Genomic DNA, 22,255 nt, shown 5'->3' with positions numbered 1-22,255 from the left:
GGAGATGTCATGACCGATGCCCAGTTCGGCCTCGTCGTCGCCACGCCCGCCATCGTCGTCATGGCGCTGATATTCTACCGTATGGGCGTGCTCCAGAAGGGCGGCGTGGCCACGGCCATCCTGATCTCGCTGCTCATCGCCACGATGCTCTTCCTTGAACAGTGAGACTGCTGGACCAGAGAGGCTTGCCTGAGCAACGAGGCTTGCAGAGACATCGCCGCTGTTTGAGGTTCGACAAACTACCGCGCGCGACGCGCCGCTAGGCTCACGGCCTCCCCAGATCCGGGGACACAGCCGGAGCCACGCCCATGAACACACTGCCCCTCGAGCCGCTCGATGTCCGGACGATCCCGCCGGCGGTGCGCCACGCCACGATTTTCGGCATTATCGAGGCCTTGGAGCCGGGCGCGGCCTTCAGCATCGTCAACGACCACGATCCGTCGCTGCTGCGGCGCCAGATCGAGGCGCGCTATCCCCGCGCCTATTCCTGGACCTACATCGTCGAGGGGCCGCACTACTGGCAGGTGGAGATCGGCAGGGGCGACGGCAATGACAGCGATGCCGATTGCGGCGGCCATGGCGAAGGCAATCCCTGCACCTGCAGCCACTGATATAGCCTTCCGCGCTTGGGAGACAGGCGGCCATGCCGATGGCGTCGCTTTCGCACTGGACGATGAGCTACTTCGCGGCCGCGCTCGCCTGTCTGGTCCTGGCCGAAATCCTGTTGGTGTCCGGCGTCGGTTATCCGGCGGCCGGCCCGACCGAACCCACGACGCTGATCGTCGTCCATCTCGTGACGATCGGCTGGCTCAGCCTCGCCATGGCCGGCGCATTGCTCCAGTTCGTGCCGGTCCTGGTCTCGCGCCCTCTCGCCTTCCCGCACTTGGCCCTGCCGGCTCTGCTCGCTGTCCTGGCGGGGCTCAGCCTGCTCTGCGCCGGCTTCACCGTGCTCGCGGGCTGGACGGACTGGCCGCTGGACCTACTGCCCCTGGCGGTCCTGCCCCTCGGCATCGGCTTCGCCCTGCTGATCCTCATGCTTGCCACCACGATCGGGAGCGCCCGGCCGCTCGCCCTGTTCCCGCGTTTCGTCCTCGCCGGCCTCGCCTGCCTCGCCGCGACGGTGCTGAGCGGCGCGGCCTTCGCCACCCTTCTCGCCGGGCGCTCCGGCTGGTTCGACCCGGCCGCTTCGCTCGCTGACGCGCTGCCCTTCCACGCTCTGCTCGGTCTCGGCGGCTGGCTCGGCCTCACCGCCTTCGGCGTCAGCTACAAGCTATTGGTCATGTTCATGATGACACCCGAGACGCCGCCGCGCACGACCGAGCTGGTGCTGGCCTGCGCAGGCGTCGCACTCGCGCTCGCAGGTGCCGGGCTCATCGCGGCCCTTGCCGGCGTCGCAACGGGGACGGCCACGCTCGGGCTCGTCCTGGCAGGCCTTGCGAGCGCAACCGCGATCTATGGCCGGGACGTCTTCGCGCTCTATCGTTTGCGCCGCCGCAAGGCTTTGGAGATCAACATGCTGGCAAGCGTCGCGGCCTTCGCCGCGCTCGCCCTCGGTGCCGCGCTGATGCCGCTGGCGGCGATAGGCGGGGCGGGCGACGAATGGATCGCCGCGCTTGCCTTCCTGCTCGTCTTCGGCTGGCTCTCCGGGCTGACCCTGGCCCAGCTCGTGAAGATCGTCTCCTTCATGACTTGGCTCGAGGTCTACGCGCCGCTGATCGGGCGCACCGCAATGCCGCGCGTGGGCGATCTCATCGCCATGCCGCGCACGGGCTGGTGGTTCATGCTCTATTTCGGCGGCGTCGCGGCCGGCACGCTTGCACTTGCCCTGACGTCGGAAGTCGCGTTCCGATCGGCGGTGCTGCTCTGCCTGACCGGAACGGCGGGGATCGCGGTCGAACTCGTCCGCGTGCGGTGCCTCGCCGAAATCGAACCGGCCAGGCAGCCCCGCGCGCACAACCGCCCGCGGCTGTTCCTGCCAGATCCCAGCAAGAGGAGAGAGTCCGATGCCGCCATCCGAGCCACCACCGGCCCGAGAGCTTGACGTCCGGCCGATCATGCACGCGGGTGGAGAGCCCTTCCAGGCGATCATGGAGGCGGTCGCGGCGCTTGCCCCGGGTCAGCCGCTGCGCCTCCTGGCGCCATTCAGGCCGGTGCCGCTGTTTTCCGTCATGGCCAATCGCGGTTTCGCCGCCAGCGACCGCGCGCTCGGCGAAGGCGACTGGGAGGTCACTTTCTCGCCGGTGGCCGCTGCGGAAAGCACGGAAGGACTGGCCTTCGGCAGCAGCCCCTCTGCCATGTTCTGGGGAGATCCGATACTGGAGCTCGATCTTGGCGACCTCGACCCTCCCGAGCCGATGGTGCGCATCCTGGAGGCGCTGGAGGAGCTGGCGCCCGGCGACGTGCTGTTCGCATTGCTGGCCCGCGAGCCGCTGTTTCTCTTTCCGGAGCTGGCGAAGCGGCATCATGAATGGGCCGGCAATTTCGACGCCGCCGGCACGGCCTTTCGTTTGCTGATCCGCCATGGCGACACGGCGAAGCCTGAATGAACGCGATGCTGGAGCGAGCGGTCCGGATCGCCTTGCGGGATGTGGTCGATCCTGAAATGGGGCGCAGCGTGATCGACCTCGGCTTGATCTACGGGATCGCCGCCTCCGACGACGGAGCGGTCCGCATCGGGATGACCACGACTGTGCGAGGTTGCCCGCTCGCGGGCGTTCTGAAGGAAGCCGTCGCCATGGCAGCGGGCGCGGCCGGGGGCGTTACCTCGGTCGAGGTGAGCTTGATCTACGAGCCCGCCTGGACGCCGGCCATGATCGCCGCCGGCTAGAAAATCCTTGATCGAAAAGGCCGGCGGAACCGGCAATTTCCCGACTTGTTGCGCTGCGACAAAGAGCGTTTCGCCCAGAGCAATACACCTTGCATGACCGGTCGATGTTCGGTGGTTGGGCAAGGAGATCACGCCATGGGCGAAGACTTCAAACTGAGCCGCCGGACGGTTCTGGCCGGTGCGGCGGCAGCGGGCGCGCTCGCACAGTCGGCGGCGACCGCGCAGGCACAGGCGCCTGCCGTGCTGACCGGAGCCACAGCCGCCGACATAGCAAAGCTGCCGCGCGTCAAGCCCAAGCTGGTCGATCCGCCCTTCGTCCAGGCCCACCAGCAGGTGGCGACGGACGGGCCGAAGGTCGTCGAGTTCGAGATGACGATCCACGAGAAGAAGATCGTGCTCGACGACGCCGGCACCGAGACCTTCGCCTTCACCTTCAACGGCACCGTGCCCGGCCCGCTGATGGTCGTCCATGAGGGCGACTATGTCGAGCTGACGCTGATCAACGCCGATACGAACGAGTTGATGCACAACATCGACTTCCATTCCTCGACCGGCGCGCTCGGCGGCGGGGCGCTGACGGAGGTCGGCCCCGGCGAGAAGGTCGTGCTGCGCTGGAAGGCGACGCGGCCGGGCGTCTTCGTCTATCACTGCGCCCCTCCCGGCATGGTGCCCTGGCACGTCACCGCCGGCATGAACGGCGCCGTTATGGTGCTGCCGCGCGACGGGCTGAAGGACCATCAGGGCAAGCCGCTAAAATACGACCGCGTCTACTATGTCGGCGAACAGGACTTCTACGTGCCGCGCGGCGCAGACGGAAAGTTCAAGCGCTACGCCAGCCCCGGCGAAGCGCATGAGGACGTGATCAAGACGATGCGCACGCTGACCCCGAGCCATATCGTCTTCAACGGCAAGGTCGGCGCGCTGACCGGCAAGAACGCCCTGACCGCGAAGGTCGGCGAAACTGTGCTGATCGTGCATTCCCAGGCCAATCGCGATACCCGCCCGCATCTGATCGGCGGCCATGGCGACTATGTCTGGGCATCGGGCAAGTTCCGCAATCCGCCCGAGCGCGACCTCGAGACCTGGTTCATCCCGGGCGGCTGCGCGGGAGCGGCGCTCTACACCTTCCTGCAGCCGGGCATCTACGCCTACGTCAACCACAACCTGATCGAGGCCTTCGAACTCGGCGCCGCCGGGCACTTCAAGGTCGAGGGCGCATGGAACGACGCCCTGATGAAGCAGATCCGCGCCCCTGCCGGCATCTGAACAGTCCCGCGCCTCCCCGCCATGGCGGGGAGACGCGCTCCTCGACGAGGGAGATCCACCATGGCCATGTCGCTGCGACTTTCGCTTCCGACGCTCGCGATGTCGCTCGGACTTCTCTGCGCGACGGCAGCCGTCGGCCTGCTGCTGGGCGGCATGCCCCGGCCCAGGGGCACCCTGCCGCTTCCCCAGACGGCAATCGTGCCGGCCGGGACGCTCCTGCACCGGCTCGACGGCGAATACAGCCGGGACGGACGTCCGGTCGACGCGCCGCGCGTCGCGATCAGGATCGACGGGCCGATCGAGATCATGCGTTATCAGGTCACGGCCGGGGACTATGTCCGCTGCGTCGCGGCCGGCGCATGCAAACATCTCGACAGCCCGGCGCCGCGGGGCGACCTGCCGGCGACCGGCGTCAGCCACGCCGACGCGACCGCCTATGCGCAATGGCTGTCCGGCGAGACGGGCACCGTCTGGCGCCTGCCCACGGACCAGGAATGGGCTCATACCGCGGGCTCGCGCTTCGTCGACGATGCCAGCGGACTCGATCCCGACGGCGCCAACCCGGCCCGGCGCTGGCTCCTCGATTATGAACGCGAAGCCTCGCGCAAGGAGACCCGCGATCCGCGGCCACGACCGGCCGGAAGCTTCGGCATCAATGAGCACGGCATCCACGACATGGCGGGCAATGTCTGGGAATGGACGCAGACCTGCCTGCGCCGGGTCGCGCTCGACGCGGCCGGAAGCGCAGTCGGCACAACGAGAAGTTGCGGCATCTATGTCGTCGAGGGCCAGCATCGTGCGATGATGAGCTTCTTCATCCGCAATCCCAAGAGCGGTGGTTGCTCCGTGGGAACCCCGCCCGACAATCTCGGATTCCGCCTCGTCAGGGAGCCACGCTGGCATGAGAAGCTGCCGGCCATCCTGCGGGGATGGCTGCCGGCATGAGCGCCCTGCCGCACTCGGCCGGCACCGACATCGCGCAGCCACCCGCGGAGGGCGGCATGGAACTTCTGCTCTGGATCCTCGTCTGGAGCGAACTCGTCGTCTTCGCCGTGCTGCTGGGCGCCTTCCTGATCGTGAGCCTGCTCGATCGGCACGGGCTGGCGGCGCTGCATGGGCATCTCGACATGAGGCTGGCGGGTTTCGCCACGGCTACGCTGCTGGGCAGCGGCTTCTTCGCGGCGCTGGCCGCATTCGGCAGCCGCCCGCGCCTGAATCTCGTCGCCGCGGCCGGCGGCGGCTTCGGCTTCTGCGCGCTCAAACTCGCAGCCTTCGGCCGGGAGGTTCCGGCAGCAGCCATGGCGGCCGAGAGCCGCCTGCCCGAGCTCTACCTGCTGATCACGGGCTTCCATCTTGCCCATGTCCTGTTCGTGGCGCTGCTGCTTCTGGCCGTGGCCTGGCGGCCATCCCCGCATCATGTCGCGACGGTCGCCACCATCTGGCATCTGGTGGATCTGGTCTGGATCCTGATCCTTCCCGTCGTCTATCTGGGTTGAAATGCGCCTGCCTCGCGACATCCCTCCATTGCCTGTCCTGTGCGCGCTGCTGCTCGCCACCGGGCTCAACCTTCTCGCCGCGTCCGTCCTGCCGGCAGGGCCGCGCGGCTCCGTCATCGCGGCCCTGAGCGCGGCGAAGGTGTGCCTCATCGTCCTGGGCTTTATGCGCCTGCAGCGTGAGAGCACGGCCATGACGACCGCACTCCTCGGCTATGCATCCATCCTCGCTGGGCTGGCAGGACTGCGGATCGCTCTCGTCGGATGACGCAGCCGGAGCGCGCTGAGCCATCGGGCCGCACTTGAAGGCAGCAGGCGATTGCGATCTTATCCGCCGCGAAGAGACCGGCGGCGCGCGTCATCGCGAGCGGTTTCACCCGGCCGGCAAAAGGAATGGCATCACGGTGGCAATGGATCGCAGCGTCTTTCGCAGCATTCCGCTGTTCGCCAAGATGAGCGAAGCGCAGCTCGACCGCCTCACGGCGCAGGCCACAGCCCGGCGCATTCCCCAGGGCGCCTCGGTATTCGAGCAGGGCGATCCCGCCAATGCCTTCTATCTGCTGCTGCATGGCCGGCTGAAGGTGATGCAGGTCACGCGTGACGGCCAGCAGATCATCGTGCGTGTCGTTCACCCCGGCGACTTGTTCGGCTTTACGCGCGCGCTCGGCCGTCCCGACTACCCCGGCACGGCGGCGGCAGCGGTGGACAGCCTCGTGGCGGCCTGGCCGACCGAGACTTGGGACAGTTTCGTCGAGGAGAACCCGCATCTGGCGATGAACGCGATCCGCACCATCGGCCAGCGCCTCGACGAAGCCCATACCCGCATCCGCGAAATGTCGACGCAGGAGGTCGAGCGGCGGGTTGCCCATACCGTCCTGCGGCTGGTCGACCAGGCCGGCAGGTCCGATCCGGGCGGGACCAGCGTCGACTTCCCGATCTCGCGGCGCGACATCGCCGAGATGACCGGCACGACCCTGCACACCGTTTCTCGCATTCTCAGCGCCTGGGAAACGCAGGGGCTGGTGGAGGGCGGACGGCAGAAGCTCCTGGTCCGCGACATCCCGGGCCTGACCCGGCTCGCGGAGGATACGGGCGCCTGACCTGCACTGCCGGCGTGCCGCGCCGCCAGCCTAGCCGCCCTGCCGCACCGGCGGCCGTCCCGGCACATGGCGCATCTGCTCGCTTTCGACCTGTCCCTCGGTATCGAGCACCGCCTGCCAGACGCGGTTGCCGCAGCGCAGAGCGACACGGCGACGGCCGGCATCCTCACCATCCCCAAGCTCGACGCGGCCATGGACCCGGCCCTGGCCCATGAGCCGGTGGAAAGCGGCGACGGGCATGCCGAAGCGCCGCGCCAGCAAGGCCGCATCCACCGTCACATCGCCCGCCTGGTCCCATTCGAAGCCGGCCATGTCTGTCGCCTCACGCCGAGAGAGCCAGCCGCTCGCGCAGCTCGGACCGGTTCTGGGTGAGTTCGGCAAGGGTCAGCCGGTCCATCTCGGCAAAGAAGGCATCCAATGCCTGCCGCAAGACGCCGGTCAGCCGGCAGGCGCCGCTGAAGATGCAGGTCGCCGGCTCGTCCCCCAGACAAGCGACCAGATCCATATCCGCCTCCAGGGCGCGCGCAACGGTGCCCATGCGGATCGTCGCGGGATCCCTTGCCAGGGTGAGTCCCCCTCCGCGGCCCCGCACGCTCCTGACGAGGCCGAGCCCGACGAGCGACTGTGCCACCTTCATCAGATGATTGCGCGATATCCGGTTGCGGTCCGCGATCTCCTCGATCGTGACGAGCCTGTCGCTGGAGACAGCGAGCGCCATCAGCATCCGCAGGCCATAGTCGGTGTGCGCTGTCAGTCTCATCGAAGGCCCCAAACAGGCAATTACAGTACCTGTTTTAGGCAGTAAGAAAAGAGGCATTATAGATACCTCTTTGTGAGAGTGCCGTGCCCAACCCCGATCTGCCGCAGGAACTGTCCGAGGCCCTCGTCGAGCGGCTAATGCAGGTCTTCTATGCCCGCATTCGCGAAGACGTCATGCTTGGACCGATCTTCGAAAGCCGTCTCGCCGGCCGTTGGGACAGGCATCTGGCCGCCATGACCGCGTTCTGGTCGTCCGTCGTGCTCATGAGCGGTCGCTATCGCGGCCAGCCCCACGTCGCGCACCAGCCGCTCGGCCTAGGGCCCGAGCATTTCAGGCGCTGGCTGGCCCTGTTCGAGGCGACCGTGGCTGACCTCTGCGCCGGGCAAGCGGCCGCCGTGTTCGTCGACAAGGCCCATCGCATCGCCGAGAGCCTGCAGGTCGGCCTGAATATTGGCGACAAGGCCCTGTGCCTGCCCAGGCGTGCCGGCACAGCCGGCGCCGCTCCGCCTCCCGTCGCGGACAACGCCTCTGGGTGCCACGCCTCTGCCAGTCACTGAGACTGCCGCGATCGACTGAGAACTGGGGTAATGCGATGAACGACTTGGACGGGCCGCGACGGCTCCATCGGGGTGGGCACGGCTGTTTGCGCCTCCTGGCCGTAACGCTCCTGCTCACGACCTCGGCGGCCGCCTGCCTTGCGCAGTCTGCGAGCCCTGGCTCGACCATCCAGCTCGATACGATCGTGGTCGAGGGCAATTCCGGCTCCGTGCCCCTGTTCGTCCGCGAACGCTTCTTCGCGACGGCCGGCGGGGCGACCCTGTTGACCGCCGATGATTTGCCGCAGACGGGCAATCCCACATTGGCTCGCGTGCTCCAGGATGCGCCGGGCGTGGTCGTCCAGGAATTCTTCGGCGGCAACGACCAGCCGCGCATCCAGATCCGCGGCTGCGGCCTGCAGCAGAACCCGGTCGAGCGCGGCATTCTCGTGCTGCGCGACGGCCTGCCGCTCAACCGCGCGGATGGCTCCTACATCGTGGGCCTCGCCAACCCGCAGCAGGCCCAGTCCGTCGAGGTCTATCGCGGCCAGACCTCGCACCGGCTCGGCGCCACCGTGCTCGGGGGCGCGCTCAACTTCGTCTCGCCGACAGGCAGCAGCGCGCCGGGTTCGCAGGCCCAGATCTCGGGCGGAAGCTTCGGCCAGATCAACCTGTCCGGCCAGACCGGCTTCAACAAGGACGGCGTCGATGGCCTGCTCTACGCCGACATCAGCCGGCGCGACGGTTATCGCGTCTACAACGAATCGCAGCGCGTCAGCGTCGGCGCCAATGTCGGCGTCGCCCTGACGGAGAATATCAAGACGCGCTTTTTCGCTGGCTATACCGATTTGAGCTTCGATGTCGCCGGTCCGCTGACCAAGCAGGGCCTGCGCGCCGATCCGACGCAGGTCCATGGCGGCCCGCGTGTGGTCGCGGGCGTCGCGGTCGATCCGGGACCGAACGTCCTGCGCGACCGACCCCGGCGCGAGGCGCAACAGTTCTTCGTCGGCTCGCGCACCACGGCTGAATACGGGCCGCATCTGTTCGATCTCGGCCTTGGCTACACCTATACCGACGACATGTTCCGCTTCCCGATCTCATCGGGCGTCAGGGTGACCAAGGGCGGGGATTTCACCGGCGTCGCGCGCTATGCCTACAAGCCCGTCGGGAGCGCGGCGCTGCCGCTGTTCGAGACCACGGCGCAATATGTGATCGGCTCGGCTCGGCGCGAGAACTACCTCAACCAGGGCGGCACCAGGGGGGCGCTCTTCGGCGAAAGCGATCTCGATGCCAGCACGCTCTCGCTCTATGCCGGGCTCAACATCCCGGTCTGGCAGAGCGTGACGTTCTCGCCGGCATTGTCCTATTCCCATGCCACGCGCGACAATACCGATACCTACGCCGCGGCCCGACGTCCGACCAACGCCTATAGTCCGGCCTCGCCCTATACGCTGCTGCCCAACGGTTCCGTCGCCAGCCAGAACTCCAGCTATTCGCGCAGCTATGACGGCTGGAATCCCAGCCTGAGCGTCAGTTTCCGGCCCGATGCCAACCAGATCGTCTTCGCGGCGCTCTCCCGAAGCTTCGAGCCGCCGACCCATGAGGATCTACTGGCGACCATCAACGGGACACCCAACAGCAGCCCTGGCCGGCCGAACCCGGCCAATCCGGCCACGCCCTCCGACACCTTCTCCACACCCGCGCTGAAGGCCCAGACCGCAACCACGCTGGAAGGCGGCTGGCGCGGCCGCCAAGGCGACGTCTCCTGGGACGGCGTCGTCTATTATTCCTGGGTCGACAAGGAGTTGCTCGGCCTGCGCGACGCCACCGGCGCCTCGCTCGGCGCGATCAATGCCGACAAGACCACGCATTTCGGCGTCGAGCTCGGGCTCGGTGCCCGCCTGCTCGACCGGCTGACAGGGCGCCTCGCCTATACCTATCAGGACTTCCGCTTCGACAACGACCCGGTGCGCGGCGACAACCGCCTCGCCGGCGCGCCCCGCCACCTGATCAACGCGACGCTGCAGTATCAGGCGACCGAGGCCTGGATGGTTCAGGCCGGCCTGCGCTGGAACCCGGAGAAGACGCCGGTCGACAATATGAACACGCTCTATGCCGACCCCTATGCGCTGGTCGACCTGCGCACCGAGTATCGGCTGAACGAGCACCTCACCATGTTCGGCGAGGTCAGCAACGTCTTCGACAAGACCTATGCCTCCTCGACCCTGATCGTCGATCAGGCGCGCCCGGACCAGGCCGCCTTCCTGCCGGGAAACGGCCGCGCCTTCTATGCCGGGCTGAAAGCGAAGTTCTGAACCTTCCAACAGCATTCGCCCCCCGTGCGCCCCGCCAGGGACCGGCACGCCAAGGAAACCGCCATGCTCGATCGTCGCCGCTTCCTCGCCGCAGCCTCTGCTGCCGCCATCGCCATGCCGCATGTCGCCCGCTCTGCCGAGCCGCTCGTGCTCTGGGGTCCGCCGGCGAGCCCGAGCCTGCTGCTCGTTCGCGCGGCGAAGGACGAAATGCTGAAGACGCTCCCCGTCCCGGTGGAAGTCCGTATCTGGCGCACGCCCGACGAGATGCGCGCCGGCATCAGCTCCGGCAGCATGAAGGCCGTGGTCGTGCCGAGCTATGTCGCCGCCAATTTGTATAATCGCGGGCTCGGCATCCGCCTCGCCAACATCCTGACGCAGGGGCTGCTCTATGTCGTCGCGCCGGAGGGCTCGGTCGCGACGCTGGCCGACCTCAAGGGCAAGCGGGTTGCGGTGCCGTTCAAGAACGACATGCCCGACTTCGTCTTCCGCCGCCTGCTCGCGAGCGAGGGCATCGCGCCGGCCGATCTGACAATCGACTATTCCGGAACCCCGCCCGAGGCGATCCAGCTTCTGCTCGGCGACCGAGCCGACGCGGCGCTGCTGTCCGAGCCCGCGGCCGCCGGCTCCATCCTGCTGTCGAGCCTGCGCGGCAAGCCGCTGAAGCGCGCCATCGACACGCGCAAGGCCTGGACCGCCGCCACGGGAAGCAAGACCCTGCCGCAGGCCGGGCTCGCCATCACCGATGCGCTGACGGTGCAGATCGGCGCCGAGGGCATCGCCCTGCTCCAGCGCAGCCTGGAGACTGCGCTGCCTGCCGTGCTGGCCGATCCATCCACTACGGCCTCGGAGGCAGCCGGCCTGTTCCAGCTTCCCGGCCCGGTCCTGGCGCGCGCCATCCCCTTCAGCAATCTCGCGGCCCAGTCCGCATCGGCGGCACGGGCCGATATCCAGGCGTTGTTCGAGGCCCTCGCCAAGGAGGATCCACGCATCATCGGCGGCAAGCTGCCGGGCGATGCCTTCTACGCCCTGTAACGCCATGTCGACCGTACTCGCCTTCGCCGGCTGGGCCGGCCGTTATCTCTGGTCGGGCTGGGCCGGCGCTGCCGGGTTGTTCTGCCTCGCCGCCGCCTGGCAGGCGGGACACGAACTCTACGGCTCCTTCATCCTGCCCTCGCCGCTGGAGACGGGACGCGAGGTCGCCCATCTCGTCCACAATCCGGCCTTCCGCCATGCGGCTGCGGAGACGGCCCTCCGCGCCGGGCTGGGCTTCCTGCTCTCGGTCCTGATCGGCACGGCCGCCGGCATCGCGGCGGGCTATTCCTTCGCCGCGATGCGGCTGATGCGCCCGATCGTCACCGTCATTCTCGGCGTGCCGCCGATCGCCTGGATCGTGCTGGCGCTGATCTGGTTCGGCGCCAATGGCGGCACCGCCGTGCTGACCGTCGTCGTCGCCTCGCTGCCGATCTCCTTCGCAGGAGGGCTGGAAGGCGTCGCCACCCGCGACCGGACGCTCGATGCGATGGCGCGCTCCTTCGGGGCCGGCTCCTGGATGCGGCTGCGCACCGTCACCGCGCCGCATCTGGTGTCCTACCTGTTCCCGGCCTGGACAACGACCGCCGGCTCCGCCTGGAAGGTCACGGTGATGGCCGAACTCCTCTCCAATGCCGGCGGGCTCGGCGGCGATCTCGCCAGCGCACGGGCGCTGTTCGACATCCCGCGCGTCACCGCCATCGTCCTCGTCGTCCTCGGCTTCGCGCTCTTCCGCGAATACGCGCTGCTCCAGCCGGTCCGCGACCGGCTGGAGCAATGGCGTCATGCCGGCCTGCCCTGGGGGGTGAAGCGGTGAGGTTGACGCTCGATCGCATCGGCCATGCCTTCCTCGGCCGCGCCGTCTTCGAGGATCTGTCGCTTTGCCTGGCCGAAGGCGAGGTCGTGGCGCTGGTCGGCCCCTCCGGCTGCGGCAAGACCACCGTGCTCCAGATCGCGTCCGGCCTGATCGATCCGCTGCGCGGCCGTGTGCAGCGGCACTATCGGCGCCAGGCGATCGTCTTCCAGGAACCCCGCCTGCTGCCCTGGATGACGGCGCGCGACAACATTGCCTATGGGCTCGCCGTGGCCGGCGTCCCACTGGGTCGGCGGCGCGAGAGCGCGGAGCGGCGTGCCGCCGAGGTCGGCCTGCACAGGCGCGACCTCGACAAGTACCCAGCCGAGCTTTCCGGCGGCATGCGCCAGCGCGCCGCCGTGGCGCGCGCGCTCGCCATCGATCCCGAGATGATCTATTTCGACGAGCCCTTCACCGCCGTCGATGTCGGCCTGCGCCGCGTGCTGCAGGATCTCGTGATTGGCGCCTCGGCCCGCGAAAAATTCTCGGCCCTGTTCGTCACCCACGACCTTTCGGAAGCGGTCCGCCTCGCCCATCGCATCGTCGTGCTGTCGGGCCGGCAGGAGGGCCTCGTCGCTGAGCGCGTCCTCGACGGCGCTCCCGGAAGCCGCGACGACGGCGCCGTCTTCGAGACGGTGCAGGACTGGGCGAAGGATCCTGCCTTCGCCGATCTGTTCGACGGCGGCAGGGAAGCGGCATGACCGGTGACCACCCTGAGCGCGCCGCACCGCCCACCCATCCGCTTCTGGCGGAAGGGCTGAAGCTGTTCTTCCCCGTCGCCGCCGCCCACGCCGTGCTGCTGCCGCTCGCCTGGGTAACGCTGTTCAGTTTCGGCCTGCCCTTCGCCGACCGGGTGCCGCCCGGCCAGTGGCATGCGCATGAGATGATCTTCGGCACCTATGGCGCCGCGCTCGCCGGCTTCCTCTCCTCGGCCGTGCCGGAATGGACAGATACCAAGGCCCGCAGCGGCGGCGCCCTACTCTGGCTGCTCTTCTTCTGGCTGCCCGGCAGGCTGATTGGCATGGTCGGCGCCGATGCGCTGATCCTGCTTGCCGCGCTGACCGATCTGGCTTTCCTGGCACTGCTGTTCTGGTACATGCTGCGCGCGCTGATCGAACGCCGCAGCACCCGCCACGGCTCCTTCGCGGTCTGGATCGCACTCTTCGCGCTGATCGAGTCCGCGATCCGGGCCACCTGGTTCACCGGCCATATCGAACTGTCGGGCCGGCTGCTCCATGCCGGGCTGGCCGTCTTCCTCGTCTTCCTTTCGCTCGCCATCGCCCGGATCAATGTCGTCGTGGTCAACCACGCTATCGATCCCAGCGGCGAGACCACGCCCTACCGCCCGCACCCCGGACGCCAGAACCTGTCCGCCGGCCTCGTCGGCCTGCAACTCACGGCCGCGCTGCTCTGGCCGGATTCGGCCGTGCCCGCATGGCTGGCGCTGGCCGCCGCCGCGGCCTTCTTCGACCGGCTCGCCGAATGGTTCATCGGCCGGGCCGTGTTCCGCTTCGAGGTGCTCGCGCTAGCCGGGGCCAACGCCTCTGCCGGGCTCGGCTTCCTCGCGATCGGGCTTGCCGGCCTCGGCGCGCCCGTCGCGGCCGGCACCGGTCTGCATCTTTTGTCGGTCGGCTCGCTGGGGCTCGCGGTGATGGCTGTCTTCGTCATCGCCGGCCTGCGCCATAGCGGCCGGGATCTCGTCCTGCCCCCGATCGCGAAAGTCGCGCTCGTCCTCATGGCCTGCGCCGGCCTCGCTCGCGTCCTGCCCGAATTGGGCATCGGCACGGCCTGGATCGGCCTGCACTACACGCTGGCGGCGACGCTGTGGTCGGCGTCCTTCGCCATCTGGCTCGTCGGCTTCTGGCCCATCCTCACCAATTCGCTCAAGGGCAAGGATGGTTGCGGCTGAAGCGCCGAGGGAGGAACGATCGCCATGCGGGGACGCGTGAACCCGGACCGTGCCTCGGGACGGGCGCCGCCTCTAGGCCCGGCCCGGCACGGCTCCCGCCTTGGGCCCGAGCCGCGCGCCGGTGAGCACGGGCCAGTAAGCCAGCGCGAAGCCCAGAAATGCCAGCGACCAGCACAGGCCGGCGACATGCAGCAGCACGCCGGGTGCATGGCCGAGTGCCGAGCAGATGCGCGCGACGGTGCCGATCACGGCCAGGGCGTAGCAGGCTTGCGTCGCCGCCGTGGCGACGAGCGGGCGCCCGGTATGTCCGAGGCTGGCGCGCGACATCACTGCCAGCGTCATGATGCCGAAGGCGCCCGCCGTCCAGGCATGGAGGCCGGCGCCCGGTGCCGCGAGCCCGAAGCTCGCGGCCGCCGTCAGCAGGAAGCCGACAGGCACGAACAGATAGCCGACATGGAGGATGCCAAGCAGCGGATTGCGCCAGGTGCGCTCGCCGGCCCAGCGGCCCAGCCTGACGGCATGGAGCAGCGCGCAGGTGAGAAGAAATGCTCCGCTGGCGGCCGAATCCGGAATGACGATCCATAGGCACAGGGCAAGCGCGCTGGCCGCCAGAACCGCCTTGTCGTAACCGCCGAAGGGAGCCGGCAGGCGGCCCTCGCCGCGCGGCGCCAGCCAATTACGCGTGAAGCTGGGCACGACGCGGCCGGCGACGAGCGAGACCAGCAGCAGGACGGTGGCGACGGCGAAGCGCCGCGCATAGTCCGCACCGCCCAGGAGAGCGGCTTCGAGATGAAAGGCGATATTCGCCGCGAGCAGCAGGCAGACCAGCCCGACGACCTTGAGATTGCGCCAGTTGCGCCCGGCGACGATCTCCCGCGTCGCCGCGGCAGCGAGCAGGATGAGGAAGGATGCGTCGATCGCCATGGCAAGCTGCCAGCCGATCCAGGCTGACCCCACGACGGCGATTCTGCCCGCGAACCAGGCGACGACCAGCACGAGCAGGGGTGTGCCCTGGACCGGCAGTCGTCCGGTCCAGTTCGGAATCGCCGTCAGCAGGAAGCCCCCGATCGCTGCCGCCTGATAGCCGAAGAGCATCTCGTGGACATGCCAGTCGACCGGGTGGAAGGCGGTCGGGACGGCGAGCCTTCCCGCGACGAACGGCAGCCAGACCAGGATCGTCAGCCCGGCCTGCAGGGCTGCGAGCAGGAACAGCGGTCGAAAGCCGTAGGACAGGAACGCCGGCCCCTCATAGGCCCGCATTCTCGGGATGGGTGCCATGATCTTCGTCCTCGCGTGATTGGGCGCGGCCCGGTGGCCACGCCCGCAGACAGTCTGCTGCTACTTCGCCTTGCCGATCAGGTCGGCAAAGACCTGCTTGGCCTTGCCCGAGTGCTTGGCCGCGGCGGCTGCTTCGAGATTGGTCGGTTCCCCGACCACGATCAGCGCCACCATGCCCATGCCGTAATGCGGCTTGCACCGGATGCCATAGAGACCGCTGTCCTTGAAGGTGACGTCGATTTGCTCGTTCATCTTGCCGAGGAAGGGCTCGGCGCCAGCCGGCAGCATTTCGGGAATGCTCTCGGCATTGTGGCTCTTGTCGGTGGGCACGAACTTCACCGTGTCGCCGGGAGAGATCTTCACGAGGGCGGGCTCGAACACCATCACTCCGGCGGCCCCCTTGTTGAGCATCTTGACCTCGACCTCGGCGGCATTCGCGCCGGCAGCCGCCAGCGTCATCAGCGCGCCCGCCAGAATCGTCCTGAACATCTGTCTTCTCCTTCGCGGCAGCTGATACGTCCCTTGCTGCACTGCGAAAGAAATTAGCGGGTGCGGCCCGCCGAGAATTTGCGGAAACGCAACCATCCGCGGTTTGCCGGGTCGGACTTGCCGTTTCGGCCTCGCGCTACAGCTCGCGCAGCGCCGCCGCGCCCGCCTCGGCGCTGCGCCCGATTTCCAGGAAGAGCAGCGCCATCTCCTCGAACACGGTGCGGTCCTTTTCGATCTCGGTCACGCTGTCCAGGTCGGACAGGAAGGACAGAAGCGCCAGGATCCGGTCCTTGTGATCACGCGCCTGGGCAAGCTGCCGGCGCGCTTCACGCCGTCGTTCGAGCAGGTCGAAGCGCTCGAGTGCTCCCCCGAGCATGTCCCGGCAAGCGCAGTCGAGCCCCATGGGCAACAGAATCTGACGCAGCCGGCCGATCAGCTCGCTGGCAAGCGTGCCGGGGGCGATCCGCTCCGCAGTATGATACGTTCCGTCGCTGCGCTCGCTTTTCATTTTCATCCCCTCTGGATCGATGTTTCAGATCCCGGGTCCCGCGCGGACATGGCCGGGAACGGCGTGCAGGAAGCCATTGGCGAAGGGGATGCCGGGGTAGACCGCGCCAAGACGCCGCTCGGCCTCGGCGGCATCGAGGCGCCCGTCGATGGCATCGCGAAACAATTGCGCGACCGCGACCATGTCGCAATCCTGGGGCGAAAGCCGCAGCGAGGCGACGCCCGCCTGGCGCAGCGCCGGAATGTCGCGCAGCAGGCTGGCGCAGCTATGCGACAGCGTCTGGACGCCGTTCACCGACAGGAAGTCCGCGTCGTCGAGCGTCCGCACCGGCATGCCGTCCGCATCCAGCTCGCAGACGAAGCGGCAATTGTCCTTGCTGAGCTTGTGCGCGCGAGCGTGATAGCAGCGCGCCGAGATCGCGAGCGGCACCTTGCCGAAGGCGAAGACCTCGATCGCGGTGTCGGTCAGCGCCGCGGCGATCGCGTCGACGGCCGAGAGCGGCAGCTCCGGCGGCAGGCAGATGCGCGTCGCCCCGCGCGCCGCCAGGAAACGCGCCGTGGCCTCGTTGTAGACATTGACGAAGGGGCCGATCGCGTGCGGCCGGTTCGCCAGCGAGGCGAGGCAGGTCAGGTCGTTGACCTCGACCATAACCTCGTCCGACGCCATGAGCTCACGGGTCTGGCGACGCTCGCGCGCGAGCGAGACCAGAATGAGGGAGGCGTGCACGACCCGCTTCCCGGCGGCCTCGAGCCGTTCGACCACGCCGGGCAGGTAGTCCTGCTTGAAGGGCGCGCGCTTGGAGCAGACCGCCTCGCCGACCACCACGGTCTCGACCTGCGCCTCGTCGGCGATCCGGTAGTGGAAATCGCGCCAGCGCTCGGGTGACCAGTGATAGAGCACGGGTCCGAGGGTGAGTTGCATCGCCTGTTCCTTCATCCGGCCGCGCCCGGTCACCGCCAAATCCCTGTCACCGCAAGCCCTGACTACCGCCAAGTCTTGCGGTAGGCGCCGACCGTGCTGGCCTGCCCCTCGCTCATGGCGGCCAGCCCGGCGGCCGGGGCGGGCATCCCCGCATCGAGTGCGGCGAGGCTGCGCCGAAAGGCGCGCACGACCTGCGCGATATAGGCGCGCCCGCGCTGGCGCCCTTCGATCTTGAGCGCGGTCACGCCGGCAGCGCGCAGCGCCGGCAGCATGGTCGCGGCATCGAGGCTGACCGGATCCTCGAAGATGTAGCCCGAGCCCTGCGGCGTCGAGAAACGCCCCTTGCACAGCGTCGGATAGCCCGCCGGCTCGTCCTTGGCGAAGCGGTTGATGGTGAAGCCGCCGAGCGTCGAGACGACCTCGCCGCGCTGTTCTTTGTAGGCGACATGGCTCGCCGGCGAGCATACGCCCTGCATGTTCGGCGATTTGCCGGTGGCATAGGACGACAGCGAACAGCGGCCCTCCTCCATCACACACAGCCCGCCGAAGACGAAGACTTCCGTCTCGCAGGTGGTCTCGCGCATGATCGCGGCGATCTCCGGCACACTGAGCACGCGCGGCAGTACGACGCGCTGGGCGCCGAAGCTCTCGACATAGAAGCGGATCGCATCGGGATTGGCGGCGCCGGCCTGGACCGAGACATGGAGGCGCTGCTGCGGATGGCGGCGGGCGGCATAGTCGAGCGTCGCGACATCGGCAAGGATGAGCGCATCCGCCCCGGCCTCGACTGCATCGTCGATGGCGGACTCCCACAGCGCCAGCGCACCGGCCCGCGCGAAGGTGTTGATCGCCACCATCACCTTGACCCCGTGGCGATGCGCGAAGGCGATGCCGGCGCGCATGTCCTCGCGCGTAAAATTCAGGCCGGGGAAGTTGCGGGCGTTGGTCTCGTCGCAAAAGCCGCAATAGATGGCGTCGGCGCCAGCCTCTACGGCGGCCTCCAGGCTGGCCCGTGTGCCTGCCGGACAGATCAGTTCCATGGTCTGGCTCCGGATGGCGGCCTGGCTCCGAGCGGATCGGCAGGCGGCTGCCGATGCCGTCGCAGCACCTCGGTCAGCACGCGGCCAAGCGGGCCGAGCCCGCCGAACAGCAGCGCGCCGAGATCGAGCCGTGCATCGTCGATGGCATTGCGCAGCGCGAGAACGGCCTCGACATCGCCCTCGACCACCAGCATCCGCGAGAAGAACAGCGCGTCCCCGTCGAGCGAGCCCTCTGCCATGCCGATCAGTGCCGAGAGCGGGCCCCGGATTTGCGCATCGAGTCCTTTCGGCAAGGACCGGACGGCTCGCACCGAAGGGCGCTGCGGCCGCGGCTCCAGCACGAATCTGAAGGGTAGGTCGGTAGGATCGATGCCGAAGCGCTTGCTCGCATGCTCGCCGAGGCGACCATAGAGCCTGGGATGGCACTGGCCGATCCGGCGCAGCATCAAGGCCAGCGCCGGTTGCAGCGGCGCAAGCGGCAGCGGCCGCAGGGCGAGCGCCACCAAGGCCGGCAGGGTCGGCGGGACCGCATCCGTCGGAGCCATGTCGGCATGGAACGCGTCGAGATGCGGCGTGTCGGGATGGGCCATCGATAACCTCCGGGCCTTCGTCTAGCCCGCCGGCCGCGGCGGGTCCTTGCGCGGGAACAAAGACGGGCCCGGTCCGGATCGGCGATGCTGCGGCGACTGGAGCCCTCCTTTGCTGACACGCGACCTCCCCCGCTTCGCCGACCTGCGCGCCTTCACCGACCATCTCGACACGGCCGGCCAGTTGCGCCGCATCGCCGAGCCCATCAGCGTCGTGCATGAGGTCACCGAGATCCACCGTCGCGTCATCGCCGGGAACGGGCCGGCCCTGCTGTTCGAGCGCCCGGTGCGGCCGGACGGAACGATCTCGCCGATCCCGCTCCTGACCAACCTCTTCGGCACGGTCGAACGTGTCGCCTGGGGGCTCGGCATCGAGCCCGAGCATCTTCCGGCCCTTGGCCAGGCGCTGGCCGACCTGCGCGATCCGCGCCCGCCGCGCGGCCTGGCCGAGGCCTGGCGGGCGCTGCCGCTGGCGCGCGCAGCCCTGTCGATGCGCCCGCGCGAGAGCCGACGCGCACCGGTGCAGGAGCTGGTTTTCCGCGGCGACGAGATCGACCTGACCGCATTGCCCGTGCAGATCTGCTGGCCGGGCGAGCCGGCCCCGCTCATCACCTGGCCTCTCGTGATGACGTCACCGCCGGAACCCTCGCCCGAGGACGAGGGCAATATCGGCGTCTACCGCATGCAGGTGCTCGGCCGCGACCGGGCGGTCATCCGCTGGCTCGCCCATCGCGGCGGCGCGCGGCATCATGAGCAATGGCGCCGGCTCGGCTCCGACATGCCCGTCGCCATCGTGATCGGCGCCGATCCCGCCACGATCCTGTCGGCCGTCCTGCCCCTGCCAGAGACGGTGTCGGAACTGCGCTTCTCGGGCCTGCTGCGTCGCGAGCGGCCGCTGCTGGCGCGCTGCGTCAGCGTCCCGCTCGCCGTCCCCGCCGAGGCCGAGATCGTGATCGAGGGCATGGTCTCGGCCTGCGAGACCGCGCCGGAAGGTCCCTTCGGCGACCATACCGGCTACTACAATGCGGTGGAGCCCTTCCCGGTGATGCGGGTGACGGCGGTGACGATGCGCCGCCAGCCGCTGTATCTCTCGACCTTCACCGGCCGCGCGCCGGACGAGCCCTCGCGCATCGGCGAGGCCCTCAACGTTCTGTTCCTGCCGATGCTGCGCCGCCAGTTCCCCGAAGTCGTCGATGTCTGGCTGCCGCCCGAGGCCTGCTCCTACCGGATCGCGGTCGTTTCCATCGCCAAGCGCTATCCCGGCCAGGCACGCCGCCTGATGCTCGGCCTGTGGTCGATGCTGCCGCAATTCACCTATACCAAGCTCGTCATCGTCGTCGACGCCGATATCGATCCGCGCGACTGGGCGCAGGTGATGTGGGCGGTGGCGACCCGGGCCGACGCCACGCGCGACCTCGTGACCCTGACCGACACGCCGATCGACTATCTCGACTTCGCCTCGCCCAAGCCCGGCCTCGGCGGTAAGCTCGGCATCGACGCCACGAACAAGCTGCCGCCCGAGACGGAGCGGGAATGGGGCAGCGTGCTGGCCATGGACCCGACCGTCAGCGCCCGCATCGACGCGCTCTGGCCGGTCCTCGGCCTTTCCCGCGCCCCCGGAACCTCGTCATGAGCCGGCCAGCGCGGGTCATCGTCGGGATCAGCGGCGCATCGGGAGCGGCGATCGGGCTGCGCGTGCTCGAACGGCTCGCCCAGAGCGCCGCGACCGAAATCCATCTCGTGGTCTCGCCGGCCCCCCAGCGGACACTGGCCAGCGAGCTCGGCCCCGACGCCATCGACCGGGCGCGCCGCCTCGCGACCCATTGCCACGATCCCGGCGACATTGGCGCCACCACCGCCAGCGGCTCCTTCCGCACGGCCGGCATGATCGTGGCGCCCTGCTCGATGCGGACATTGTCCGCGATCGCCTATGGCCAGCTCGACGACCTGCTCGTGCGTGCCGCCGACGTGCAGTTGAAGGAACGACGCCGGCTCGTGCTGCTGGCGCGCGAGAGCCCGCTGCATCTCGGCCATCTGCGCGCCATGGCGCAGGTCACCGAGTTCGGCGCGATCGTCGCACCGCCGGTCCCGGCCTTCTATCTGAAGCCGCAGAGCATCGCCGAGATCATCGACCAGATCGCGCTGCGTGCCATCGGCCTTGTCGACCTCGAATGCGACGACCTCCCGATCAGGGAATGGCCGGGCGGAGACGGGGCGGCGTGACGATCGGCGAATCGACGTCCCGCCCACGGCAACCATTCCGTCCCTTTTTCGTACTGGCAGCGCTTGATGCCGTCGCCGGCATCCTGCCATGGCTGGGCTCAGGATCCGACCTGTTGCCGGAGGTTATGTCGAGCACGGCATGGCATCGTGACGAGCTGATCTTCGGCATGGTTCCAGCGGTGATGGCGGGCTTCCTGCTGACGGCACTGCCGCGCTGGACCGGCGCGTCGCTGGTCTCGGGCGCACTGCAGAACGGCCTCCTTGTTCTCTGGCTGGCGGGCCGGATGGCCCATCTATGGGCGCCGTCCCTGTCGCAGCCGCTGTCGGCCGGCTTCATCCTCTGTCTCGCCGCGACTCTCGCGGTCCGCATCGCCTCCGCCCGCAGGATGCGCGAGGTCAAGGTCGTGACGCTGCTCGTCCTGCTCGCTTCGGGAGCGGTGCTAGTGGACACGCGATCGAGCCTCCTGCCGGCCGATGCTGGGCACCGCATCGCGCTCGCGGCCCTGCTTGGGTTGGTAGCGGTCATCGGCGGCCGGATCACCCCGGCCCTGACGCATTCCTTCCTGTCGCTGCAGGGCAAGGAGGCGAGACCGGGACTGCCGCGAAGTGTCGAGATCGCGGCGGCGCTCGCGCTTGCCGCCGCCCTCGGCCTCTGGTGCCTTCAGCGGGGGCCGGGCGGCGCGGTCTGCCTGCTCGTGGCGGCAGCCTTGCAATTGGCCCGCCTGGTCTCCTGGCGGCCCTGGCGCGTCGCCCGCCATCCTGGACTGATCGCCCTTCACCTGGCCTATGGCTGGCTCCCGATTGGACTGTGTCTTGCCGCATGGCGCGGCGCCGGCCTGCCCGATGTCAGCGAGGCCATGGTCGTCCATGCCTGGTCGGCAGGCACCATCGGGCTGATGTGCCTCGCGGTCATGCAAAGCATGATCCGCCGGCAGACGCGGCGGGCCTTCCTGAATCCGCGGGGCGCGAACGCCGCGCTCGCCTGCGCCGCCCTCTGCGCGCCGTTCCGGCTGCTCTCCGACATCGGCGGAGCGCTTTGGCTCCCGCTGGCCGCAACCGGATGGATCGCCGCCTTCGGAATCTTCCTCACCGCCTTCCGGCGGCATCTGCTGTGGCGCTGA

At 68.7% G+C, this 22,255-nt stretch carries 27 protein-coding genes; 19 read left to right on the top strand and 8 right to left on the bottom strand.

What is annotated here, in order from left to right; all coding sequences use genetic code 11:
* The first annotated feature begins 9 nt into the window (after positions 1–9).
* From AE618_RS28500 to AE618_RS13665, 10 genes are all read left to right on the top strand, one after another.
* Positions 10–165 carry a hypothetical protein gene (locus tag AE618_RS28500; protein ID WP_197280779.1) on the top strand — a complete coding sequence of 52 codons (156 nt, stop codon included), beginning with the start codon at positions 10–12 and terminating at the stop codon, positions 163–165.
* A 143-nt stretch (positions 166–308) separates the two neighbouring features.
* On the top strand, positions 309–611 hold the full coding sequence (locus AE618_RS13705; protein ID WP_054209638.1) for a DUF2249 domain-containing protein: 303 nt from the start codon (positions 309–311) through the stop codon (positions 609–611).
* A 38-nt stretch (positions 612–649) separates the two neighbouring features.
* Positions 650–2,041, top strand: coding sequence for a hypothetical protein (locus tag AE618_RS13700; RefSeq protein ID WP_210166459.1), 1,392 nt, complete (start codon positions 650–652; stop codon positions 2,039–2,041).
* Positions 2,004–2,546 (top strand): DUF2249 domain-containing protein, encoded by a 543-nt coding sequence (locus tag AE618_RS13695; RefSeq protein ID WP_054209636.1) that lies wholly within the window; start codon positions 2,004–2,006, stop codon positions 2,544–2,546. Before AE618_RS13700 ends, AE618_RS13695 begins: the two co-directional genes overlap by 38 nt.
* Positions 2,543–2,827: a metal-sulfur cluster assembly factor gene (locus AE618_RS13690; protein WP_054209635.1), complete on the top strand. Its 285-nt coding sequence runs from the start codon at positions 2,543–2,545 to the stop codon at positions 2,825–2,827. The genes AE618_RS13695 and AE618_RS13690 overlap by 4 nt, the downstream gene beginning before the upstream one ends.
* A 135-nt stretch (positions 2,828–2,962) precedes the next feature.
* Entirely contained in the window at positions 2,963–4,093 is a 1,131-nt protein-coding gene (gene nirK, locus AE618_RS13685) for a copper-containing nitrite reductase (protein ID WP_054209634.1), read from the top strand.
* Between the two features lie 60 nt (positions 4,094–4,153).
* Positions 4,154–5,038 carry an SUMF1/EgtB/PvdO family nonheme iron enzyme gene (locus AE618_RS13680; protein WP_054209633.1) on the top strand — a complete coding sequence of 295 codons (885 nt, stop codon included), beginning with the start codon at positions 4,154–4,156 and terminating at the stop codon, positions 5,036–5,038.
* Positions 5,035–5,589: a cytochrome c oxidase subunit 3 family protein gene (locus AE618_RS13675; protein ID WP_248310870.1), complete on the top strand. Its 555-nt coding sequence runs from the start codon at positions 5,035–5,037 to the stop codon at positions 5,587–5,589. The genes AE618_RS13680 and AE618_RS13675 overlap by 4 nt, the downstream gene beginning before the upstream one ends.
* A 1-nt stretch (position 5,590) precedes the next feature.
* Entirely contained in the window at positions 5,591–5,854 is a 264-nt protein-coding gene (locus tag AE618_RS13670; protein ID WP_054209631.1) for a hypothetical protein, read from the top strand.
* Positions 5,855–5,990: 136 nt separating this feature from the next.
* Positions 5,991–6,686, top strand: coding sequence for a Crp/Fnr family transcriptional regulator (locus AE618_RS13665; RefSeq protein ID WP_054209673.1), 696 nt, complete (start codon positions 5,991–5,993; stop codon positions 6,684–6,686).
* Between the two features lie 30 nt (positions 6,687–6,716).
* On the opposite strand, the gene AE618_RS13660 is transcribed toward AE618_RS13665, so the two are convergent.
* Together AE618_RS13660 and AE618_RS13655 are read right to left on the bottom strand one after the other, a co-directional pair.
* Positions 6,717–6,998, bottom strand: a complete 282-nt coding sequence (locus AE618_RS13660; RefSeq protein WP_054209630.1) for a DUF6522 family protein — start codon at positions 6,996–6,998, stop codon at positions 6,717–6,719.
* 10 nt (positions 6,999–7,008) lie between these two features.
* Positions 7,009–7,446: an RrF2 family transcriptional regulator gene (locus AE618_RS13655; RefSeq protein WP_054209629.1), complete on the bottom strand. Its 438-nt coding sequence runs from the start codon at positions 7,444–7,446 to the stop codon at positions 7,009–7,011.
* A gap of 83 nt (positions 7,447–7,529) precedes the next feature.
* Between AE618_RS13655 and AE618_RS13650 the strand changes: the two genes are divergently transcribed.
* The 6 genes from AE618_RS13650 to AE618_RS13625 all read left to right on the top strand — a co-directional run bounded on the left by AE618_RS13650 (position 7,530) and on the right by AE618_RS13625 (position 14,088).
* Positions 7,530–8,003, top strand: coding sequence for a group III truncated hemoglobin (locus AE618_RS13650; RefSeq protein WP_197280778.1), 474 nt, complete (start codon positions 7,530–7,532; stop codon positions 8,001–8,003).
* A 35-nt stretch (positions 8,004–8,038) separates the two neighbouring features.
* On the top strand, positions 8,039–10,297 hold the full coding sequence (locus AE618_RS13645) for a TonB-dependent receptor family protein (RefSeq protein ID WP_054209628.1): 2,259 nt from the start codon (positions 8,039–8,041) through the stop codon (positions 10,295–10,297).
* A 63-nt stretch (positions 10,298–10,360) separates the two neighbouring features.
* Positions 10,361–11,329, top strand: coding sequence for an ABC transporter substrate-binding protein (locus tag AE618_RS13640; RefSeq protein WP_054209627.1), 969 nt, complete (start codon positions 10,361–10,363; stop codon positions 11,327–11,329).
* A 4-nt stretch (positions 11,330–11,333) separates the two neighbouring features.
* Positions 11,334–12,143, top strand: a complete 810-nt coding sequence (locus AE618_RS13635; protein WP_054209626.1) for an ABC transporter permease — start codon at positions 11,334–11,336, stop codon at positions 12,141–12,143.
* Positions 12,140–12,880, top strand: a complete 741-nt coding sequence (locus tag AE618_RS13630; RefSeq protein WP_248310867.1) for an ABC transporter ATP-binding protein — start codon at positions 12,140–12,142, stop codon at positions 12,878–12,880. The genes AE618_RS13635 and AE618_RS13630 overlap by 4 nt, the downstream gene beginning before the upstream one ends.
* Positions 12,877–14,088, top strand: a complete 1,212-nt coding sequence (locus AE618_RS13625; RefSeq protein ID WP_054209624.1) for an NnrS family protein — start codon at positions 12,877–12,879, stop codon at positions 14,086–14,088. Before AE618_RS13630 ends, AE618_RS13625 begins: the two co-directional genes overlap by 4 nt.
* Positions 14,089–14,160: 72 nt before the next feature.
* Here the strand turns inward: AE618_RS13625 and AE618_RS13620 are convergent, their stop codons facing one another.
* The 6 genes from AE618_RS13620 to ubiT form a co-directional block, all read right to left on the bottom strand.
* On the bottom strand, positions 14,161–15,366 hold the full coding sequence (locus tag AE618_RS13620; protein ID WP_054209623.1) for an NnrS family protein: 1,206 nt from the start codon (positions 15,364–15,366) through the stop codon (positions 14,161–14,163).
* A 60-nt stretch (positions 15,367–15,426) separates the two neighbouring features.
* Positions 15,427–15,855: a pseudoazurin gene (locus AE618_RS13615; protein WP_054209622.1), complete on the bottom strand. Its 429-nt coding sequence runs from the start codon at positions 15,853–15,855 to the stop codon at positions 15,427–15,429.
* A gap of 136 nt (positions 15,856–15,991) precedes the next feature.
* Entirely contained in the window at positions 15,992–16,369 is a 378-nt protein-coding gene (locus AE618_RS13610; protein WP_248310866.1) for a hypothetical protein, read from the bottom strand.
* An 18-nt stretch (positions 16,370–16,387) separates the two neighbouring features.
* Entirely contained in the window at positions 16,388–17,284 is an 897-nt protein-coding gene (ubiV, locus tag AE618_RS13605) for a ubiquinone anaerobic biosynthesis protein UbiV (protein ID WP_054209671.1), read from the bottom strand.
* 62 nt (positions 17,285–17,346) lie between these two features.
* On the bottom strand, positions 17,347–18,324 hold the full coding sequence (ubiU, locus tag AE618_RS13600) for a ubiquinone anaerobic biosynthesis protein UbiU (protein ID WP_054209621.1): 978 nt from the start codon (positions 18,322–18,324) through the stop codon (positions 17,347–17,349).
* Entirely contained in the window at positions 18,315–18,914 is a 600-nt protein-coding gene (ubiT, locus tag AE618_RS13595) for a ubiquinone anaerobic biosynthesis accessory factor UbiT (protein ID WP_248310865.1), read from the bottom strand. Before ubiT ends, ubiU begins: the two co-directional genes overlap by 10 nt.
* Positions 18,915–19,023: 109 nt before the next feature.
* Between ubiT and AE618_RS13590 the strand changes: the two genes are divergently transcribed.
* From AE618_RS13590 to AE618_RS13580, 3 genes are read left to right on the top strand one after another with little or no spacing between them, the layout of a single operon-like run.
* Complete coding sequence (locus AE618_RS13590; protein WP_054209620.1) at positions 19,024–20,544, top strand: UbiD family decarboxylase; 1,521 nt, start codon at positions 19,024–19,026, stop codon at positions 20,542–20,544.
* Positions 20,541–21,134: a UbiX family flavin prenyltransferase gene (locus AE618_RS13585; RefSeq protein ID WP_054209619.1), complete on the top strand. Its 594-nt coding sequence runs from the start codon at positions 20,541–20,543 to the stop codon at positions 21,132–21,134. Before AE618_RS13590 ends, AE618_RS13585 begins: the two co-directional genes overlap by 4 nt.
* The gene (locus tag AE618_RS13580) at positions 21,083–22,255 is read left to right on the top strand and encodes an NnrS family protein (protein WP_082365250.1); all 1,173 of its coding nucleotides are present in this window, start codon (positions 21,083–21,085) and stop codon (positions 22,253–22,255) included. The genes AE618_RS13585 and AE618_RS13580 overlap by 52 nt, the downstream gene beginning before the upstream one ends.

Source organism: Allobosea vaviloviae (assembly GCF_001298265.1).
Classification (GTDB): Bacteria; Pseudomonadota; Alphaproteobacteria; order Rhizobiales; family Beijerinckiaceae; genus Allobosea; species Allobosea vaviloviae_B.
This window is presented reverse-complemented; position numbering and strand designations above follow the sequence as displayed.

Coding starts and splice junctions, on each gene's coding strand:
- AE618_RS13695 (WP_054209636.1), top strand. CDS start 2,004: ATGCCGCCATCCGAGCCACCACCGGCCCGAGAGCTTGACGTCCGGCCG.
- AE618_RS13675 (WP_248310870.1), top strand. CDS start 5,035: ATGAGCGCCCTGCCGCACTCGGCCGGCACCGACATCGCGCAGCCACCC.
- AE618_RS13635 (WP_054209626.1), top strand. CDS start 11,334: ATGTCGACCGTACTCGCCTTCGCCGGCTGGGCCGGCCGTTATCTCTGG.
- nirK (WP_054209634.1), top strand. CDS start 2,963: ATGGGCGAAGACTTCAAACTGAGCCGCCGGACGGTTCTGGCCGGTGCG.
- AE618_RS13670 (WP_054209631.1), top strand. CDS start 5,591: ATGCGCCTGCCTCGCGACATCCCTCCATTGCCTGTCCTGTGCGCGCTG.
- AE618_RS13585 (WP_054209619.1), top strand. CDS start 20,541: ATGAGCCGGCCAGCGCGGGTCATCGTCGGGATCAGCGGCGCATCGGGA.
- AE618_RS13655 (WP_054209629.1), bottom strand. CDS start 7,446: ATGAGACTGACAGCGCACACCGACTATGGCCTGCGGATGCTGATGGCG.
- AE618_RS13610 (WP_248310866.1), bottom strand. CDS start 16,369: ATGAAAATGAAAAGCGAGCGCAGCGACGGAACGTATCATACTGCGGAG.
- ubiV (WP_054209671.1), bottom strand. CDS start 17,284: ATGCAACTCACCCTCGGACCCGTGCTCTATCACTGGTCACCCGAGCGC.
- AE618_RS13705 (WP_054209638.1), top strand. CDS start 309: ATGAACACACTGCCCCTCGAGCCGCTCGATGTCCGGACGATCCCGCCG.
- AE618_RS28500 (WP_197280779.1), top strand. CDS start 10: ATGACCGATGCCCAGTTCGGCCTCGTCGTCGCCACGCCCGCCATCGTC.
- AE618_RS13615 (WP_054209622.1), bottom strand. CDS start 15,855: ATGTTCAGGACGATTCTGGCGGGCGCGCTGATGACGCTGGCGGCTGCC.
- AE618_RS13680 (WP_054209633.1), top strand. CDS start 4,154: ATGGCCATGTCGCTGCGACTTTCGCTTCCGACGCTCGCGATGTCGCTC.
- AE618_RS13625 (WP_054209624.1), top strand. CDS start 12,877: ATGACCGGTGACCACCCTGAGCGCGCCGCACCGCCCACCCATCCGCTT.
- ubiT (WP_248310865.1), bottom strand. CDS start 18,914: ATGGCCCATCCCGACACGCCGCATCTCGACGCGTTCCATGCCGACATG.
- AE618_RS13580 (WP_082365250.1), top strand. CDS start 21,083: ATGCGACGACCTCCCGATCAGGGAATGGCCGGGCGGAGACGGGGCGGC.
- AE618_RS13640 (WP_054209627.1), top strand. CDS start 10,361: ATGCTCGATCGTCGCCGCTTCCTCGCCGCAGCCTCTGCTGCCGCCATC.
- AE618_RS13645 (WP_054209628.1), top strand. CDS start 8,039: ATGAACGACTTGGACGGGCCGCGACGGCTCCATCGGGGTGGGCACGGC.
- AE618_RS13690 (WP_054209635.1), top strand. CDS start 2,543: ATGAACGCGATGCTGGAGCGAGCGGTCCGGATCGCCTTGCGGGATGTG.
- AE618_RS13660 (WP_054209630.1), bottom strand. CDS start 6,998: ATGGCCGGCTTCGAATGGGACCAGGCGGGCGATGTGACGGTGGATGCG.
- AE618_RS13620 (WP_054209623.1), bottom strand. CDS start 15,366: ATGGCACCCATCCCGAGAATGCGGGCCTATGAGGGGCCGGCGTTCCTG.
- AE618_RS13700 (WP_210166459.1), top strand. CDS start 650: ATGGCGTCGCTTTCGCACTGGACGATGAGCTACTTCGCGGCCGCGCTC.
- ubiU (WP_054209621.1), bottom strand. CDS start 18,324: ATGGAACTGATCTGTCCGGCAGGCACACGGGCCAGCCTGGAGGCCGCC.